Origin of the sequence: Massilia sp. DWR3-1-1, assembly GCF_049898325.1 — a bacterium.
In the GTDB taxonomy this organism is placed as follows: Bacteria; Pseudomonadota; Gammaproteobacteria; order Burkholderiales; family Burkholderiaceae_D; genus JAFCUW01.
This window is the reverse complement of sequence record NZ_JAFCXL010000012.1, coordinates 82,772-98,651: the sequence shown is the minus strand read 5'-3', so window position 1 is coordinate 98,651 and position 15,880 is coordinate 82,772. Positions and strand designations below refer to the sequence as shown.

Here is a 15,880-nt window from a genome sequence, read left to right as displayed (position 1 = left end):
AAATATTCCGGAAAAAATCGCTGTAGATGTAAGAATTTTCGACAGGGCGGCACATTAGCTGGTCAATGGTCGTGGCCCGAGGCATCTAGTGGCAATGTGGCCGGTATCGTAGAGCTCCGTGCCTGCAGAACGGACGTGTGCTGGCCGGCACTACGCCATGGCCATGCGATCGCCCTACAACAAATCTGAAGTTGCTCGGACAAAATTTTTCGTGGGCGCGTTAGGACAGGATAGACTTACTGGACTTTCCTAAAGTTGCCATGCGATGAATTACCCAACTCCTCTAGCTGTGATCTGTTTAACGATCCTCGCATTTTTCTCCGTCGCCCTCATGGCAAAGTGGGACCGTTCCGAGGATGCCGCGGCCAGTCGCTTCATGTCGATCGATGGATTGCGCGGCTATTTAGCCTTTTTTGTGTTTGTCCACCACGCGGCCGTTTGGCTGATCTATTCGCATACTGGCCTATGGCAATTACCGCCGTCGTATCTGTACACGCAGTTGGGCCAGTCCAGCGTTTCGCTGTTCTTCATGATCACGAGCTTTCTTTTTTACACCAAGCTACTCGACAGCCGTGGTCAAAACTATGATTGGAATGCCTTCTTCATAGGCCGCTTTTTCCGTCTGACACCCTTGTATTTTTTCGCCATAGGCGTGCTATTTCTTTTCGTTGCCATTCTTTCCAAAGGCATTTGGCATGACTCGTTCCGGTATGTCCTTCGTTGCCTACTTGAATGGATCACTTTCACACTGGTCCGTGCGCCAGACATCAATCAAATACCAGCGCATCTGATCGTCGCTGGGGTCACATGGTCCCTTCCTTACGAATGGATGTTTTACTTTTCCCTTCCGCTTTTTGCTGTGACTGCGGGGCAACGCGTGAAGTGGAGGCTGCTCTTGATGGCCACGGCCATGTTGTTGCTGAGCGTAGTGTTGCATATGAGTTTGCACATGGCGTTTGTATTTGCGGGAGGTATTTTTTCTGCGCTGATCGTGAGAAATCAAAGGTTTTGTGGCCTCGCACGAACAAAGACGGGGTCGACGCTAGCGCTTGTCGCTCTGCTCTCGGTGACGGCATTCCCCACAGCTTATGAGTGGCTGCCGCTGGCTTTGCTGACCCTCGCATTCAGCCTCATCGCCGGCGGTGCCAGCCTGTTCGGACTGCTGACGAACAACACATCGAGAAGGCTGGGTGAACTGGCGTATAGCATTTATTTGCTGCACGGAATCTTGCTTTTTCTTGTAATCAATTGGTTAGTCGGACGCTCCGCTGTCATAACCATGTCGCCCCTTCAATTCTGGATGTTGATCGGAGTCGTTGTGCCACCGCTGTTGGGAATAGCAACGTTGACGTTTCGATATATAGAAAAGCCTGGAATCACATTGGCTAAAAAAGTGCTGGCCTTGCGCAGCAGTTGGAGGAACGCGATTCATGGCCAACATTTCACGTAAGCCGATATCGCAGCAGGGCTGCACATTGGCGTCAAAAGGAACGCAACCGGGCAAGCAACGGTGCGCACAGGGCGTTCATTAAAAGTGAACAGCATGCCGCGATTGCTACCCGATAGGCGGGTTCAGAGTCGCTGCCCTGCCGGCACCTCGTGTAAACGTAGCGCCGGCGACACGAATGCGTAGTGGGCATAACCAAACATCCACGGCACCACCCAGCCAGTACGAGGAGCACTTGGGTAATGTCGCCGTAGCAACCCGTGACATTCTGGTGCATTGATTCAAGTGCAAGCACGCCGTTGCAAATGGCCACGCTCCCAGAAGGGACACCGTTTGACGCCAGTACGGCGAAGTCAAACCTCGTGCAAAAAAGCCAGGATGGAAAAATGGCCTGAACACTTCGAGAATATTTTCTAGGCCGGACAAAGTGCGCATCTGACCCAATAAGGGTAGCCGGTTAAAGTCCGGCTGCAAGGGACCGTTGGCGGGGGCGAATTCACTAATGACGAACCCTGCAACAATGGCGATCATGCCGGTATCGCTGCTGGGTGCCAACCGGCGGCTCCGCCACATCAGTACAGCGGGCACGGCCAACACGCTGCCGAGTACCGCCTACGGCAATAACTGGCGACAATCGATCAGAATCTCGCAAGTGAAGTAAGGGCAATAAAAGACACAAACAGGCTGGCCGCAGATTTCCCCGGCATTAACGCCGTCCTGGGAAGCAATCCCACCGAATAAATATTACCGACACAGACCAGTAGCGCCAGCAAGCGCAAGGGAAACCACAAGGGGGACAGCGCATGGCGGATCTGACCAACATCGAAGGTAGGAACGAGAGAGTTGGTTTGGGAAAGAAACCACAGGGCAAGCACTACGACGCCCATACTTGGCACGGTATAGACATGCAGCCATTATCGGCGGACATTGCGCGAGGTCCGCGCCGATTGCGACTGCGGACGGAGCAGGGTAACCAGCATGGCGCCAGCGAGCGTGCCGAGCACGTTCATGGCCAAAGCGGAAAACGAGGCCGTGCGCGATGGCTTAAATTGCCGCAACGTTTCCATTGCCAAGCTTAACAGTCCACCAAAAACGATGGCAATCAGGTCGGACGACATCATCGATCGCTCCCGCTTCGCCAGAGAACGATGAAGAGGCCGAATGGCGCGTTAGTAAGCACATTTTGGATGATATCCACACTTTCGACTGCATCCGGCTAGGCCAGAGCAAACGTGAACAAAGCCTTCTTGGGCACGCGCCATTCGACGAGAGGAAGCAAGCTCCTCACACTGTGAACAAGACAAGCAATAATGCAAGCCGAAACATCTTCAGGTGCTAGTCCTTTGGTTAATCGGTAAGTAGTCGTGGGCGGGCGAAACTTAATGGCGAATCGCATTCTTGGAACGTCAGAAAATTTTGCACACTGGATTGGCATTAAGAAAATTCGTGTCGCGTCCGCCAGCGTGTCTCGCCGTCCTTCCGCAGATATTGCAACAGTTCAGGAGCGAGCAGGACGCGAACTACCGGACCTGTGACTGGCAGGCAAGAAGGGGGCACTGAGAAGGTAAATTGATTCCAAACGGTCGCTGTTGGGTCTATAATCGCCCGTTGGCGAGAGTTTGCATTTTCTTAAGCAAACCGGGTGGTTGGGCAAATTTCATAATTTGTTTTAGGGACATTCATGAGCGACGCACATAGCGAATCCGCAATCCGTACCCCCAAGCAGCTCGTCGCTGCAGTGGCCGGCTTCTTTCTCGTCACCGTCATCGGCATTATCTTGCTGGTGTCGTTCGTCACTACTGAAAAACTCACCGGTGCCGGCTCCGACAGCCAGGACGCCAAGGCCGTTGACGCCCGCTTGCAACCGGTGGCCGATGTGGGCTTCACGTTCCGCGATGCATCGGCGCCCAAGGTGCTGCAATCGGGCGAAGCCGTCTACACCGCCATCTGCGCCGCCTGCCACACCAGCGGCGCCGCCGGTGCGCCGAAGCTGGGCGACAACGGCGCCTGGGCCGCCCGTATCGGCCAGGGCTACGACACCTTGCTCAAGCATGCCATCGAAGGGCTCCGCGGCATGCCTGCGAAGGGCGGCAATCCCGATCTGGACGACGTCGAAGTGGCGCGTGCCGTTGTATATATGAGCAACAAATCCGGCGCCACCTTCAAGGAGCCGGCCGCGCTCGCCCCGGCAGCCGCCGCCACGCCGGACCCGGCTGCCGTTGCCGCCCCGGCTGTCGCCGCCGCGCCTGCCGTAAGCACGCCGTCACCTGTCGCGCTGGCCGACGCCGGCAAAAAGACCTACGACGCCGCCTGCGTCGCCTGCCACGGCGCCGGCATCGCCGGTGCGCCCAAGTTCGCCGACAAGGCCGCCTGGGCTGCGCGCATCGCCCAGGGCAGCGCCACCCTGTACGAACACGCCATCAAGGGTTTCCAGGGCAAGGCCGGCATGATGCCGCCGAAAGGTGGCTCGGCTGCCTCCGACAGCGATGTCAAGGCGGCCGTCGACTACATGGCCGCCGCCGCCAAATAAGCGTTCATTCCATTGAAAAAAACCGCTCGATGAGCGGTTTTTTTTTCGTGTCACATTGGCGGCAGATCATTTTACCTGGCGAGGGCGGTGTAGCTGCACGACTTGACAACGCCCGGCGCCGGGTCGCCAAACACCTTGTTGTTACAAAACACGCTGGCCTTAACGTTACGATAGAAATAGCTGGTGCCGGCGCCGTAACGCACTTTCACGCTGCCCGGCACGCGACAGATACCGCCTTCGACGGCGCACGCAGTCCAGTTTGGCGTTGGCGTCGTTGTGCTTAAGGCCTCGTACGCGCCGATGTCGATACCACCGCTATTGACGCGCGCTTCACTGCCGGCCACGTGCTTGTACTGGAACGCAGGCGCCAGCGCCACGCCGGAGGCTGACTTGCCGGGGATCGAACCAGCGTTGATCACCAGCGCATTGGCGCTCGGGTGGAGATCGTAGCTGGCGCGGTCCAGGAAACCCGGCGCCACCGAGCGGTAATTGTTGCGGTCGATCGCCGCGGCCTGGTTCGACAGCGTGCCGGTGCCACCAAAAATATTGTTTTGCAGAAGGACCGGCACGGTCACGCCGCTGCCGACCTGAACGAAGGTGCCGCGCACGCTGTCGTCGTTGAGGAAGGTATTGTTGATGACGTATAAATCCTGCCCTGGATTGACTGCCCCTTCTTCGCCGTACGACACCATGGCCGGGTTCTGGTTCGCTGCCGGTTGCTCGATGACGTTGCCGATAATGTAGCTGGTGCCCGCATTCGGCAGATTGATCTCGTAGCTGGGCTGGCCGCTGGCGGTGCTGCCTGTCACACCCGGCGCAGTGCTGGAGAAGCGGTTGTAGGCGATGGTGTTGACAGCGGCGCGCGATTTCAGATTGTGGCCGACGTTGGCATCGTGGCTGTAATTGAAGCGAAAGCTCAGGCTGGCGACCTGGCCGATGTACAGGTTGTGGGTGTAGCCGGTGCCGTAGCCGTTGTGACCGAACTCGGTGTTTTCGATCACGATATTGCTGGCCGGGATGGCGCCCGACAGGATGCCGTTTTCGTTATCGTGAATAAAGCTGTTGCGCAGAGTAAAGTTCACCCCTTCCAGGCGCAAGGCGGCGCCATTCTGGTCCGGCACCTTGGCATTGAGCATTTCGACATTGTCGACCGTCACATTGTTGCCAGTGATAACCCAGATCCCCTTGCCGCCCGCATTGGCCCCCGCCGCGTCGATGCGCGGACGGCCGTTGATGCCGCGAATCGTCAGATTGCTGACACCGACATAGCAAACATCCCCCGCATACGTGTTTCCACCGGCGATTTCCACCGTATCGCCAGCGGCGGCGCGCGCGATCGCTGCACACGGTTTGGCATAGGTTTTACCGGGACCGACGCTGAGCGTGGCCGCCGCCGCCAGGCTCGATACTGAAGCGCCGGCGAGCATGCAGGCGAAGGCGGCACTTCGCCGCAGGGAGAAGGCATGTGGCGCTGTATAGGTGTGGGACATGATGATTCCTGGCTGGACAAACTGTTAACAAAATGATTCTTACGGGAAACTCCTAAATCCAGTTTATCGCTCCAGAACTACCCTAGCTGTAAGAAATTGTAAGGGTCGCGTAAAACACTTTCTTAAATTACCATGGCAGTTGTCGCTTACTATTTATCTTATGAAAACGCAAATGCGCCCCGTTTCGCCGTTTTCATAGGCAGGCGCCAACGATCTTTATTTTCCACAAGGGAAATATTTGTCAGCCTTGGGTCGCTCAACAAATTTTTTGCAGCGGCGCCGCGCGACGGCGTGCACGAAAAAAAAACGGCCACCGCAGTGACCGTCTTTAGCAAAAACGCCGTGTTACCAGATAATGACCCGCTCCTTCGGCGCCAGATACATCTTGTCGCCCGGCTTGACCTTGAAGGCATCGTAAAAGCCCGGCTGGTTCATCAGGGTGCCGTTGGCGCGGAACTGGCCGGGCGCGTGCGGATCGGTTTTGACCTGCACGATCTGCTGCGCCTCGCGCATTTTCATGCGCCATACCTGGCCAAAGCCCATGAAGAAACGCTGGTCGCCTGTCAAACCGTCGATCACTGGAGCCTTCTTGCCATTGAGCGAGATCTTGTAGGCTTTGTAGGCGATCGCCAGGCCCGAGTTGTCGGCAATATTCTCGCCCAGGGTCAGCTCGCCATTGACCGGGTAGCCGGGTAAGGGACTGTAGCCGCTGTACTGTTTCACCAGCATCTTGGTTTTGACATCAAAATTCTTGTGATCGGCCGCCGTCCACCAGTCGCGCAGGTTGCCGTCGCCATCGTACTGGGCGCCCTGGTCATCGAAACCGTGGCTGATTTCGTGGCCAATGACGGCGCCGATGGCGCCGTAATTGACCGCGTCGTCGGCGCCAGCGTCAAAAAACGGCGGCTGCAGGATCGAGGCGGGGAACACGATTTCGTTCATTTCCGGGTTGTAGTAGGCATTGACGGTCTGCGGCGTCATGCCCCACTCTTCACGGTCGATCGGCTTGCCCAGTTTGTTCAGTTCGCGCTTGCTCTCGAGCGTGCGCGAGCGCATGACGTTGCCGACCAGGTCGTCACGGGTGACCACCAGCGCCGAGTAATCTTTCCACCGGTTGGGGTAGCCGATTTTCGGGGTGAACTTGGCCAGCTTGGCTTGCGCTTCCTTCTTCGTCGCCGGGCTCATCCAGTCGAGCTTGTCGATGCTCGATTTGTAGGCAGCCAGCAGGTTTTTCACCAGCACTTCCATGCGCGCTTTGCGCTCGGCCGGGAAGTGTTCTTCCACGTACAGCTTGCCAAGACTTTCGCCCAGCGACGCTTCGACCGTGGTCACGGCGCGTTTCCAGCGGGGCCGCATTTCCGTCACGCCCGACAGCACCGTGCCGTAGAAGGCGAAGCGCTCATCGACGAAGGGCTTGGCCAGGTAGTTGGCGTAGGCGCCGATGGTGTGGAACTGCAGGTAGGCTTGCCAGGTGTCGAGCGGGGTGGCGGCCGACAGGGCGGCGAAGCCCTTCAGGTAGCTGGGCTGGCTGACGATGACATAGCCGGCCTTCTGGCTGATGCCGGCGGCGGCCAGATAGCCGGCCCAGTCGTAACCGGGCGCCAGTTCGGCCATCTTGGCCAGCTCGACCTTGTTGTAGGTCTTGACGGGATCGCGGTTTTCCACCTTGGTCCACTGCAGCTTGGCGATCTCGGTTTCGAAATCGACGATTTTTTTGGCATTCGCAGCGGCGTTCTTGTCGCCGGCCAAGGCCAGCATTTTTTCCACGTGCACGCGATACTTGGCCAGGGCGTCGGCCAGCTTGGCGTCGTCCCCTTTCAGGTAGTAATCGCGGTCGGGCAGGCCCAGGCCGCCCTGGCCGATGTCGGCGACGTACTTGGTCGAATCCTTGGCGTCCTGGTGGATGCCGAAGTCGTAGGGCACGCCCACGCCCAGCTGACCGAGGTGCGCCAGCAGGGCGGGAATGGCCGCCTTGTCCTTGAGCGCGGCGATGCCCGCCAGTTCACCGCTGAGCGGGGCCAGGCCCAGCGCATCGACTTTTTTCTCATCCATGAAGCTGGCGTAAAAGTCACCAATGCGCTGGGCGTCGGTGCCGGCTGCGGGGGTGCCGCTGGCGGACTTTTCAATGATGGCGCGCAGTTGCGGCTGGGTGTCGTCGTCGAGCTTCTGGAACGAGCCCCAGCTCGACTTGTCGGCGGGGATGGCGGTGTCCTTGAGCCATTTGCCGTTCATGTGGACAAAGAAATCGTCCTGGACGCGTACGGCCCGGTCGACATACTGCACATCGATGCCGGACGCGCTGCCCGCTTTGGCGGCCTTGGCCACATCGGCCTTGGCGGGAGTGGCGGCGCTGGCCTGGCCGATAGTGGCCAGGGCGCCGAGGATCAGGGCGCTGATAAGAGTTGGTTTCACGTATTCTCCGCGTGTTTTATTATTGAACGAACATACCCAATGAAACGGCCACCGCTGCATGCAGCGGTGGCCGGTGCGCTGCGCCGGCAATTACCAGATGATCACGCGCTTGTCCGGCGCCACGTACATCTTGTCGCCCGGCTTGACGTCGAATGCTTCGTAGAACGCCGGCTGGTTGACCATGGTGCCGTTGGTGCGGAATTGCCCTGGCGAATGGGGATCGGTCTTGACCTGCACGATCTGCTGCGCTTCGCGCATTTTCATGCGCCAGACCTGGCCAAAGCCCATGAAGAAGCGCTGGTCACCCGTGAAGCCGTCGATGACGGGCGCCGGCTTGCCACCGAGCGACAATTTGTAGGCTTTGTAGGCGATCGCCACGCCGGAGTTGTCGCCGATGTTCTCGCCCAGGGTGAGGGCGCCATTGACGTTGTAACCGGGCAGCGGGCTGTAGTTGCTGTACTGCGCCGTCAGGGCGTCGGCCTTGGCCTGGAAGCGCGCGCGGTCTTCCTTGGTCCACCAGTCGCGCAGGTTGCCGTCGCCGTCGGACATGCTGCCCTTATCGTCGAAACCATGGCTGATTTCGTGGCCGATCACGGCGCCGATGCCACCGTAGTTGACGGCATCGTCGGCACGCATGTCAAAAAATGGCGGCTGCAGGATCGAGGCGGGGAACACGATTTCATTCATCGTCGAGCTGTAGTAGGCGTTGACGGTTTGCGGCGTCATGCCCCACTCGGCGCGGTCGATCGGCTTGCCCAGCTTGTTGATGCCGCGGTTGTAGGCGAAGGTGCGGGCGCGCATCATGTTGCCCGCCAAATCATGCGGCTTGATGGTCAAGGCCGAATAGTCGCGCCACTTGTCCGGGTAGCCGATTTTCGGCGAGAACTTGGCCAGCTTGGCCTGCGCTTCTTTCTTGGTCTCGGGGCTCATCCAGTCGAGCGTGTCGATGCTCTGCTTGTAGGCGGCGAGCACGTTGGCCACGAGCTGCTCCATGCGGGCCTTGCGCTCGGCGGGGAAATGTTGCGTCACGTAGACGTGGCCGACGGCCTCGCCCAGCACGTTTTCAACGGTGCCGACGGCATTTTTCCAGCGCGGCTGGTTTTCCTTGGTGCCAGAAATAACGGCGCCGTAGAAGGCGAAGTTGGCATCGTAAAACTCTTTCGACAGGTAGGGCGCGTAGGCGCGCAGCAGCTGCCAGGTGAAGTAGGACTTCAGGGTGGCCAGGTCGGTCTGCCCCAGCACCTGGTCCATCGCCTTGAGGTAGCTGGGCTGGCCGACGATGACGTAATCGGTCTTGCCCGCCACGCCGGCGGCGGCCATCGCCGTTTTCCAGTCGTAGCCGGGGGTCAGCGCGGCCAGTTCGCTCATGCTCATCTTGTTGTAGCGCTTGACGGGGTCGCGGTTTTCCACCTTGGTCCACTGCGCCTGCGCCAGCGCGGTTTCCAGCGCAATGATGGCTTTCGCTTCGGCAGCGGCGTTCTTGTCGCCAATCATGCCCAGCGTGGCTGCCACGTACTGCTCGTACTTGACCAGCGCTTCGGCCAGCTTGGCGTCATCCTTCTTGAGGTAGTAATCGCGGTCAGGCAAGCCCAGTCCGCTCTGGCCGATGCTGACGGCGTAGACCGTCGATTGCTTGGCATCCTGGCCCACGTACATGCCGTACGGGGTGCCCACACCGATCTGCGCCAGGTGCGAGATCAACGCTGGCAGGCCCTTTTTGTCCTTGACCAGGCGAATGCGCTGCAACTGCGCCGCCAGCGGCTTGTAACCGAGCGCGTTCAGGCGCGCCTCGTCCATGTAACTGCCGTACAGGTCGCCGATTTTCTGCGTCTCGGTGCCGGGCTGCTTGTTGGGATTTTTTTGCGCCGACTCGATGATGCTCTGCAACTGCGGATTGAGGTCATCACGCATCTTGGCAAAGGTGCCCCAGCTCGACTTGTCCGCCGGGATCTCCGTGGTGCGCAGCCATTCGCCGTTGAGGTACGTAAAGAAATCGTCCTGGGCACGCACGGACGGGTTGATGTACTCCTTGGCGATGCCGGAAATCGGCGCGGCCGGGGTGACCGGTTCGGCGGCAAAGGCAAACGCGCTCGCCAGGCTCAGAGTCAGGGTGCTAAGCAGAAATGGTTTCAATGCAGTGTCCTTATGGGGCAGGTAATAGGGTCGGCGGATCGCCGAATGACTAGCGTATCACACCCCATGCGGCCCCGGCTCACTGCCCGGTTACAGCGACTTGCCTAGCCGCCCGGCCCGCCGCCGCCGCCGCCCATGCCGCCGCCCATGCCACCCCGTTTGCCGCCGCCACCGCCGCGTTTTTCGCCCTTTTCTTCCCCGCGTGGGGCGCCCCGGCTGCCCTCCGGACTGACCCGCATGAGCTGCTCGCCGATCATGCTGGCGACCTGCTGGCGCTGGCTGTCATCGAGCGCATCATTAACTTCCAGCCACATGCCGCGCAGTTGCTGGTCTTCCCCGGCGACGGCGGCGTGTTCGGCGTCGAGGGCCTTGTTCAAATCGCGCAACTCGACTTTCGGCACGGCCACGCCGCTCGTCAGGGCTGCCTGCAAGCGCTCGCGGCGCGCCTGGCGTTCGCGCAGGATCGCCTTGCTGCGGCTCTCCACGCGCTGCCACAGCGAGAGCTGGTTCGGTGTCAGTTTCAGTTCATGGCGAAACTCGGCCGCCATCGGCACCAGGTCTTCGGCGCGCATCTCCATCACGGGAATGGCGAGGGCGGCACTGCAAGCGCCGGCCAGCAGCATGCTGGTGAGCAGGCGGGTCAGTGAAAAGGGCAATCGTTTCATCATGGTGTCTCCAGGCGTAAAAAAGCCCACGGGGTTCCCGTGGGCAACCACTTTATGGGTGGGAGGGATAACGCAAGGGAACTATAAGCTGACAATTGAGCAAGGCTGTTTGGCATTACAAATGCTTACCGCTGCCCGCACCAGCGCAACAAGGCTTTACATGGCTTAACATGACCCTCCGCCAGAAAAGCAAAAAAGGCCGGGCGCTTGCGCGGCCGGCCTCGATACGACGTTCAGAATGCTCAGTCGTTGAGCCCTTGCGCGCCGGTCAAATCATTCTTGTAGGAATCGAAAATCCCCACCAGTGCATCGCGCATGGTGAATTGGGGCTTCCAGCCCAGCTCATCCATGGTGTTCTGGATTTTTGGTACGCGGTTCTGCACGTCCTGGTAGCCGACGCCGTAATACGCGCCCGAACTGGTTTCCACCAGCTGAACTTTTTTGGCCGACTCGGCATACTCGGGGTACTCGGCCGCCAGGTCGAGCATCATCGTCGCCAGTTCGCGGATCGAATAATTGTTGGCCGGGTTGCCGATGTTGTAGATCTTGCCGCTGGCGATGCCATCCTTGTTGGCGATGATGCGCACCAGCGCGTCGATGCCGTCGTCGGCGTAGGTAAACGAACGTTTCTGTTCGCCACCGTCGACCAGCTGGATGTTTTCGCCGCGCACGATGTGACCGAGGAACTGGGTCAGCACGCGCGAGGAGCCTTCTTTCGGGGTGTGGATGGAGTCGAGCCCCGCGCCGATCCAGTTAAACGGACGGAACAGGGTGAAGTTCAGCCCTTCCATGCCGTAGCCCCAGATCACGCGGTCCATCAGCTGTTTCGAGCAGGCGTAGATCCAGCGCGGCTTGTTGATGGGGCCATACACGAGGTTCGACGCTTCCGGATCGAATTGCTCGTCCGGGCTCATGCCGTAGACCTCGGAGGTGGACGGGAAGATCAGATGCTTGCCATATTTGGCGGCGGAACGGACGATCGGCAGATTCGCTTCGAAGTCGAGCTCGAACACGCGCAGCGGGTCTTTCACATACGTCGACGGCGTGGCGATGGCCACCAGCGGCAGGATGACGTCGCATTTCTTGACGTGGTACTCGACCCACTCCTTGTTGATGGTGATGTCACCTTCAAAAAAGTGCATGCGCGATTTATAGGCCTCGTTCTCGAGCAGAGCGGCGATCCGTTCCGACTGCATGTCCATGCCATAGACGTGCCAATCGGTGGTCTCGAGAATGCGCTTGGACAGGTGGTGCCCGATAAAACCGTTGACACCTAAAATCAGTACTTTTTTCATAATGAAGGGCTACGCTGGCGGAATGGTTGACCATGGATTATACCATTGGCGAAACTGCGTCAATCCTGCCTCCAGCGAGGTTGACGGCTGGTAGCCCACCCAGTTTTTCAGCTTGCTGGTATCGGCATGGGTGGCGGCGACGTCACCGGGCTGCATGGGCTGGAAGTCCAACTGCGCCTTCACGCCCAGTACTTTTTCCAGCGTCTCGATGAAGTCGAGCACTTTGACGGGCTCGTTGTTGCCGATATTGAAGACCCAGTGGGGCGCTTCGCCCGTGTCCGGGCGCGGCTTGAACAGCAGGCGCACGACGCCCTCGACGATATCGTCGATGTAGGTGAAATCGCGGCGCAACTGGCCTTCGGCGAACACGGGGATGGTCTCGCCCTTGAGCATTTTCTGCGTGAAACTGAAATACGCCATGTCGGGCCGGCCCCACGGGCCATACACGGTGAAAAAGCGCAGCCCCGTCGCCGGCAGGCGGTACAGGTGGCTGTAGGAATGCGCCATCAACTCATTGGCCTTCTTGGTGGCGGCGTACAGCGAGACGGGCGCGTCGGTGACGTCGTCTTCGCTGAACGGCACCTTGGCGTTGCCGCCGTAGACGCTGCTGCTGCTGGCGTACAGCAAGTGTTCGACCTGGTGCAGGCGACAGGCCTCGAGCATGTGGCCGAAGGCGACCAGGTTCGACTGCACGTAGGCCGACGGGTTTTTCAGCGAATAGCGCACACCGGCCTGCGCCGCCAGGTGCACCACCAGGGTTGGCTTGACCTGGTCGAACAGCGCCACCACCTGGGCGTTGTCGGACAATTCCACCGTCAGGCACGGGACCCCGGCCGGCGCCAGCAAGGCCGCCACCCGGTCGTGCTTGAGGCGGGGATCATAGTAATCATTGAAATTGTCGCAGCCCACCACCTTGTGCCCCATGGCCGCCAGGCGGGCGGCGACGGCGCTGCCGACAAAGCCGGCCGCGCCAGTGACGAGCACGGTGTGGAGGGCCTCGCTCACGCCGCCCCCTTGCTGACGCGACCGATGCCCTCGTAGGACAGGCCGGCGGCGGCGACAGCTTCAGGATCGTAGATGTTGCGGCCGTCGAAGATGGCCTTGTCGCGCAGGGTACTGGCCAGGCGAACGAAGTCCGGCGAACGGAATTCTTTCCACTCCGTCACCAGCACCAGCACGTCGGCGTCGTCGGTCGCTTCCTGGGCCGAGGCGGCGATGTGCAGCAGCTCGCTGCAGCGGGCTTCGCCTTGCTGGCCCTGCAACACGCGCAGCGCTTCCACACTGGCGACGGGATCGTAGGCGCGCACGCGGGCGCCGGCGGCGAACAGGGCGTCGATCAGCACCAGCGAGGGCGACTCGCGCATGTCATCGGTGTTGGGCTTGAACGACAGGCCCCACAGGGCGATGGTCTTGCCGGACAGGGCCGCGGCGCCGCCGAAATAGCGCACCAGTTTCGTATACAACACGTTTTTCTGCGCTTCGTTGACGCTTTCCGTCGCTTCCAGGATTTGCATCCGGTGGGCATTGTCGCCGGCCGTCTTGATCAGCGCCTTGACGTCTTTCGGGAAGCACGAACCGCCGTAGCCCATGCCCGCGTAGAGGAATTTCGAGCCGATGCGGGGGTCCATGCCCATGCCCTGGCGCACCGCTTCGATGTCGGCGCCCAGCAGTTCGGCCAGGTTGGCCAGCTCGTTCATGAAGCTGATGCGGGTGGCCAGCATGGCGTTGGCGGCATATTTCGTCAGTTCGGCGCTGCGGATATCCATCTCCACCAGCTTTTCATGGTTGCGGCTGAACGGCGCGTACAACTGGCGCATCAGCTTGGTGCCATGGGCATCGCTGCTGCCGACCACGATGCGGTCGGGGCGCATGAAGTCTTCGATGGCCGCGCCTTCCTTGAGAAACTCGGGATTGCTCACCACCGAGAACGCGATGTCGGCGCCGCGCGCCGTCAACTGCTCGGCGATGGCGGCGCGCACCTTGTCGGCCGTGCCCACCGGCACGGTCGACTTGTCGACGATCACCACCGGGCGCGTGATGCGCTGGCCGATGCTGCGCGCGGCCGACAGGATGTGGGTCAGGTCGGCGCTGCCGTCTTCGTCGGGCGGCGTGCCCACGGCCAGAAAGATGCAGTCGGCATGGGCGACGGCGTCGTCGTAGCTGGTTGAAAACAGCAGGCGGCCGGCGGCGGCATTGCGCGCCACCAGCTTGTCCAGGCCCGGCTCGTGAATAGGAATGCCGCCATCATTGAGCATGGCGATCTTGCGCGCATCGACGTCCAGGCACAGCACCGTGTTGCCGACATCGGCGAAACAGGCACCTGAGACGAGACCGACATAGCCTGTGCCAATAATTGTGATTTTCATAAATTTTCAGAGAGGGTTAATAGGGCTTGGGCCAACGCACCCATCTAAACAATGGGACAGGCCAGGATGGATCGATCAGAATAGCAAAATGGACCCGCAGCAAGGACAAAACGCGGTCGAAAAATTATAAAGTTGTTATGCAGCAACACAAACAGTGGCGACACTCATGGTTCCGCTACAATTATACTTATATTTTTGCAACTTCCCGCTTCCCCTGCCCACCTGCCGTGGCATCTTGTTTTTTAGGACTGAATGAAGTTACTCACCTTTAGTACGCTGTTTCCTAACACGGTCACGCCCGCCCACGGCATCTTCGTTGAAACCCGCCTGCGCTATCTGCTCGCCAGCGGCAAGGTGCAGTCGCGCGTGGTGGCGCCGGTCCCGTGGTTTCCTTCAAGCAACCCACGCTTCGGCAGCTACGCCAAATTTGCCGCCATCCCCGCGCAGGAAGTGCGGCACGGCATCGACGTGGCCCACCCCCGCTATGCCCTGCTGCCGAAGATCGGCATGAATGTGGCGCCGGCGCTGATGATGCAGGGGGTCAAAAAGACGGTGGGCCGCATCCTCGACGAAGGCTACGACTTCGACCTGATCGATGCCCATTATTTTTACCCGGACGGCGTGGCCGCCGTCATGCTGGGCAAATACTTTAACAAGCCCGTCGTCATCACTTCGCGCGGCACCGACATCAACCTGATTCCCCAGTACCCCATCGCGCGCCGCCAGATCCTGTGGGCGGCGCGCGAGAGCGACGCCATCATCACCGTCTGCCAGGCGCTCAAGGATGAAATGGTCAGCCTGGGCGTCGATGGCGCGCGCGTGACGCCGCTGCGCAACGGCGTCGACCTCGAACGCTTTGCCCCGGCCGACCGCGCCGCCGCCCGCAGCGCGCTGGGCATGCACGGTTTCACCATGATCTCGGTGGGTGTGCTGGACCCGCGCAAGAGCCACGACCTGGGCATTCGCGCCCTGACCCTGCTGCCCGACGCGGCCCTGTGGATCGCCGGCAGCGGCCCCGAGCGGGAGCGCCTGCAGGCACTGGCGGTGGCACTGGGCGTGGCCGAGCGGGTGCGGCTGCTGGGACCGATTGCACAGACCGAATTGAAAACCTACTACAACGCCGCCGACGTCATGCTGCTCGCGTCGAGCCGCGAAGGCTGGGCCAATGTGCTGCTCGAATCGATGGCCTGCGGCACGCCGGTGGTGGCCAGCAATGTATGGGGCACGCCGGAAGTGGTGGGCGCGCCCGCCGCTGGCGTGCTGATGAAGGAGCGCACGGCGGCCGGCATTGCCGAGGCCGTGACGGCCCTGCGCGCGGCCTACCCGGCCCATGCCGACACGCGCCGCTACGCCGAAGGGTTCAGCTGGGACGACACCACGCGCGGCCAACTGGCGCTGTTCGAGCGGGTGCTCAACGGGCGCCGCCGCTGAGCGGCGCGCCCGCTCCGGCCCGCTTGGGGTCCGGCACGCGTTCGACGCCTGCCGGCGTTTGCTTTTATACTTGAGCGCTGGCGCCAGCGCGCGCCCACTCTTGCGAATTGC

The 15,880-nt window shown here is 60.5% G+C and carries 11 protein-coding genes; 3 read left to right on the top strand and 8 right to left on the bottom strand.

Annotated elements, in window-relative coordinates:
• The first annotated feature begins 265 nt into the window (after positions 1 to 265).
• Positions 266 to 1,450 (top strand): acyltransferase family protein, encoded by a 1,185-nt coding sequence (locus ACP7EY_RS14410; RefSeq protein ID WP_426194689.1) that lies wholly within the window; start codon positions 266 to 268, stop codon positions 1,448 to 1,450.
• Between the two features lie 911 nt (positions 1,451 to 2,361).
• Here ACP7EY_RS14410 and ACP7EY_RS14405 read toward each other — a convergent pair.
• Positions 2,362 to 2,568 carry a hypothetical protein gene (locus ACP7EY_RS14405; RefSeq protein ID WP_426194687.1) on the bottom strand — a complete coding sequence of 69 codons (207 nt, stop codon included), beginning with the start codon at positions 2,566 to 2,568 and terminating at the stop codon, positions 2,362 to 2,364.
• Between the two features lie 560 nt (positions 2,569 to 3,128).
• Here ACP7EY_RS14405 and ACP7EY_RS14400 point away from each other — a divergent pair.
• Entirely contained in the window at positions 3,129 to 3,977 is an 849-nt protein-coding gene (locus tag ACP7EY_RS14400; protein ID WP_426194685.1) for a c-type cytochrome, read from the top strand.
• A 71-nt stretch (positions 3,978 to 4,048) separates the two neighbouring features.
• Here ACP7EY_RS14400 and ACP7EY_RS14395 read toward each other — a convergent pair whose 3' ends face one another.
• The 7 genes from ACP7EY_RS14395 to ACP7EY_RS14365 form a co-directional block, all read right to left on the bottom strand.
• Positions 4,049 to 5,467 (bottom strand): hypothetical protein, encoded by a 1,419-nt coding sequence (locus ACP7EY_RS14395; RefSeq protein ID WP_426194683.1) that lies wholly within the window; start codon positions 5,465 to 5,467, stop codon positions 4,049 to 4,051.
• A 345-nt stretch (positions 5,468 to 5,812) separates the two neighbouring features.
• Complete coding sequence (locus ACP7EY_RS14390) at positions 5,813 to 7,879, bottom strand: M13 family metallopeptidase (RefSeq protein ID WP_426194681.1); 2,067 nt, start codon at positions 7,877 to 7,879, stop codon at positions 5,813 to 5,815.
• Positions 7,880 to 7,969: 90 nt separating this feature from the next.
• Complete coding sequence (locus tag ACP7EY_RS14385; protein WP_426194679.1) at positions 7,970 to 10,012, bottom strand: M13 family metallopeptidase; 2,043 nt, start codon at positions 10,010 to 10,012, stop codon at positions 7,970 to 7,972.
• Between the two features lie 104 nt (positions 10,013 to 10,116).
• Complete coding sequence (locus ACP7EY_RS14380; RefSeq protein WP_426194677.1) at positions 10,117 to 10,680, bottom strand: hypothetical protein; 564 nt, start codon at positions 10,678 to 10,680, stop codon at positions 10,117 to 10,119.
• A 239-nt stretch (positions 10,681 to 10,919) separates the two neighbouring features.
• On the bottom strand, positions 10,920 to 11,972 hold the full coding sequence (locus ACP7EY_RS14375) for a bifunctional UDP-4-keto-pentose/UDP-xylose synthase (RefSeq protein ID WP_426194675.1): 1,053 nt from the start codon (positions 11,970 to 11,972) through the stop codon (positions 10,920 to 10,922).
• A 9-nt stretch (positions 11,973 to 11,981) separates the two neighbouring features.
• Positions 11,982 to 12,977 carry an NAD-dependent epimerase/dehydratase family protein gene (locus tag ACP7EY_RS14370; RefSeq protein ID WP_426194673.1) on the bottom strand — a complete coding sequence of 332 codons (996 nt, stop codon included), beginning with the start codon at positions 12,975 to 12,977 and terminating at the stop codon, positions 11,982 to 11,984.
• A complete protein-coding gene (locus ACP7EY_RS14365; RefSeq protein WP_426194671.1) occupies positions 12,974 to 14,338 on the bottom strand; it encodes a UDP-glucose dehydrogenase family protein in 1,365 nt (454 codons plus the stop codon). The genes ACP7EY_RS14370 and ACP7EY_RS14365 overlap by 4 nt, the downstream gene beginning before the upstream one ends.
• 252 nt (positions 14,339 to 14,590) lie before the next feature.
• On the opposite strand from ACP7EY_RS14365, the gene ACP7EY_RS14360 reads away from it, so the two are divergent.
• Entirely contained in the window at positions 14,591 to 15,769 is a 1,179-nt protein-coding gene (locus tag ACP7EY_RS14360; RefSeq protein ID WP_426194669.1) for a glycosyltransferase family 4 protein, read from the top strand.
• Positions 15,770 to 15,880: the final 111 nt, after the last annotated feature.

What these genes read in the sequence shown, in the direction of transcription:
- ACP7EY_RS14365 (WP_426194671.1), bottom strand. Translation starts at nt 14,338, where the DNA reads ATGAAAATCACAATTATTGGCACAGGCTATGTCGGTCTCGTCTCAGGT.
- ACP7EY_RS14410 (WP_426194689.1), top strand. Translation starts at nt 266, where the DNA reads ATGAATTACCCAACTCCTCTAGCTGTGATCTGTTTAACGATCCTCGCA.
- ACP7EY_RS14375 (WP_426194675.1), bottom strand. Translation starts at nt 11,972, where the DNA reads ATGAAAAAAGTACTGATTTTAGGTGTCAACGGTTTTATCGGGCACCAC.
- ACP7EY_RS14380 (WP_426194677.1), bottom strand. Translation starts at nt 10,680, where the DNA reads ATGATGAAACGATTGCCCTTTTCACTGACCCGCCTGCTCACCAGCATG.
- ACP7EY_RS14400 (WP_426194685.1), top strand. Translation starts at nt 3,129, where the DNA reads ATGAGCGACGCACATAGCGAATCCGCAATCCGTACCCCCAAGCAGCTC.
- ACP7EY_RS14360 (WP_426194669.1), top strand. Translation starts at nt 14,591, where the DNA reads ATGAAGTTACTCACCTTTAGTACGCTGTTTCCTAACACGGTCACGCCC.
- ACP7EY_RS14395 (WP_426194683.1), bottom strand. Translation starts at nt 5,467, where the DNA reads ATGTCCCACACCTATACAGCGCCACATGCCTTCTCCCTGCGGCGAAGT.
- ACP7EY_RS14405 (WP_426194687.1), bottom strand. Translation starts at nt 2,568, where the DNA reads ATGATGTCGTCCGACCTGATTGCCATCGTTTTTGGTGGACTGTTAAGC.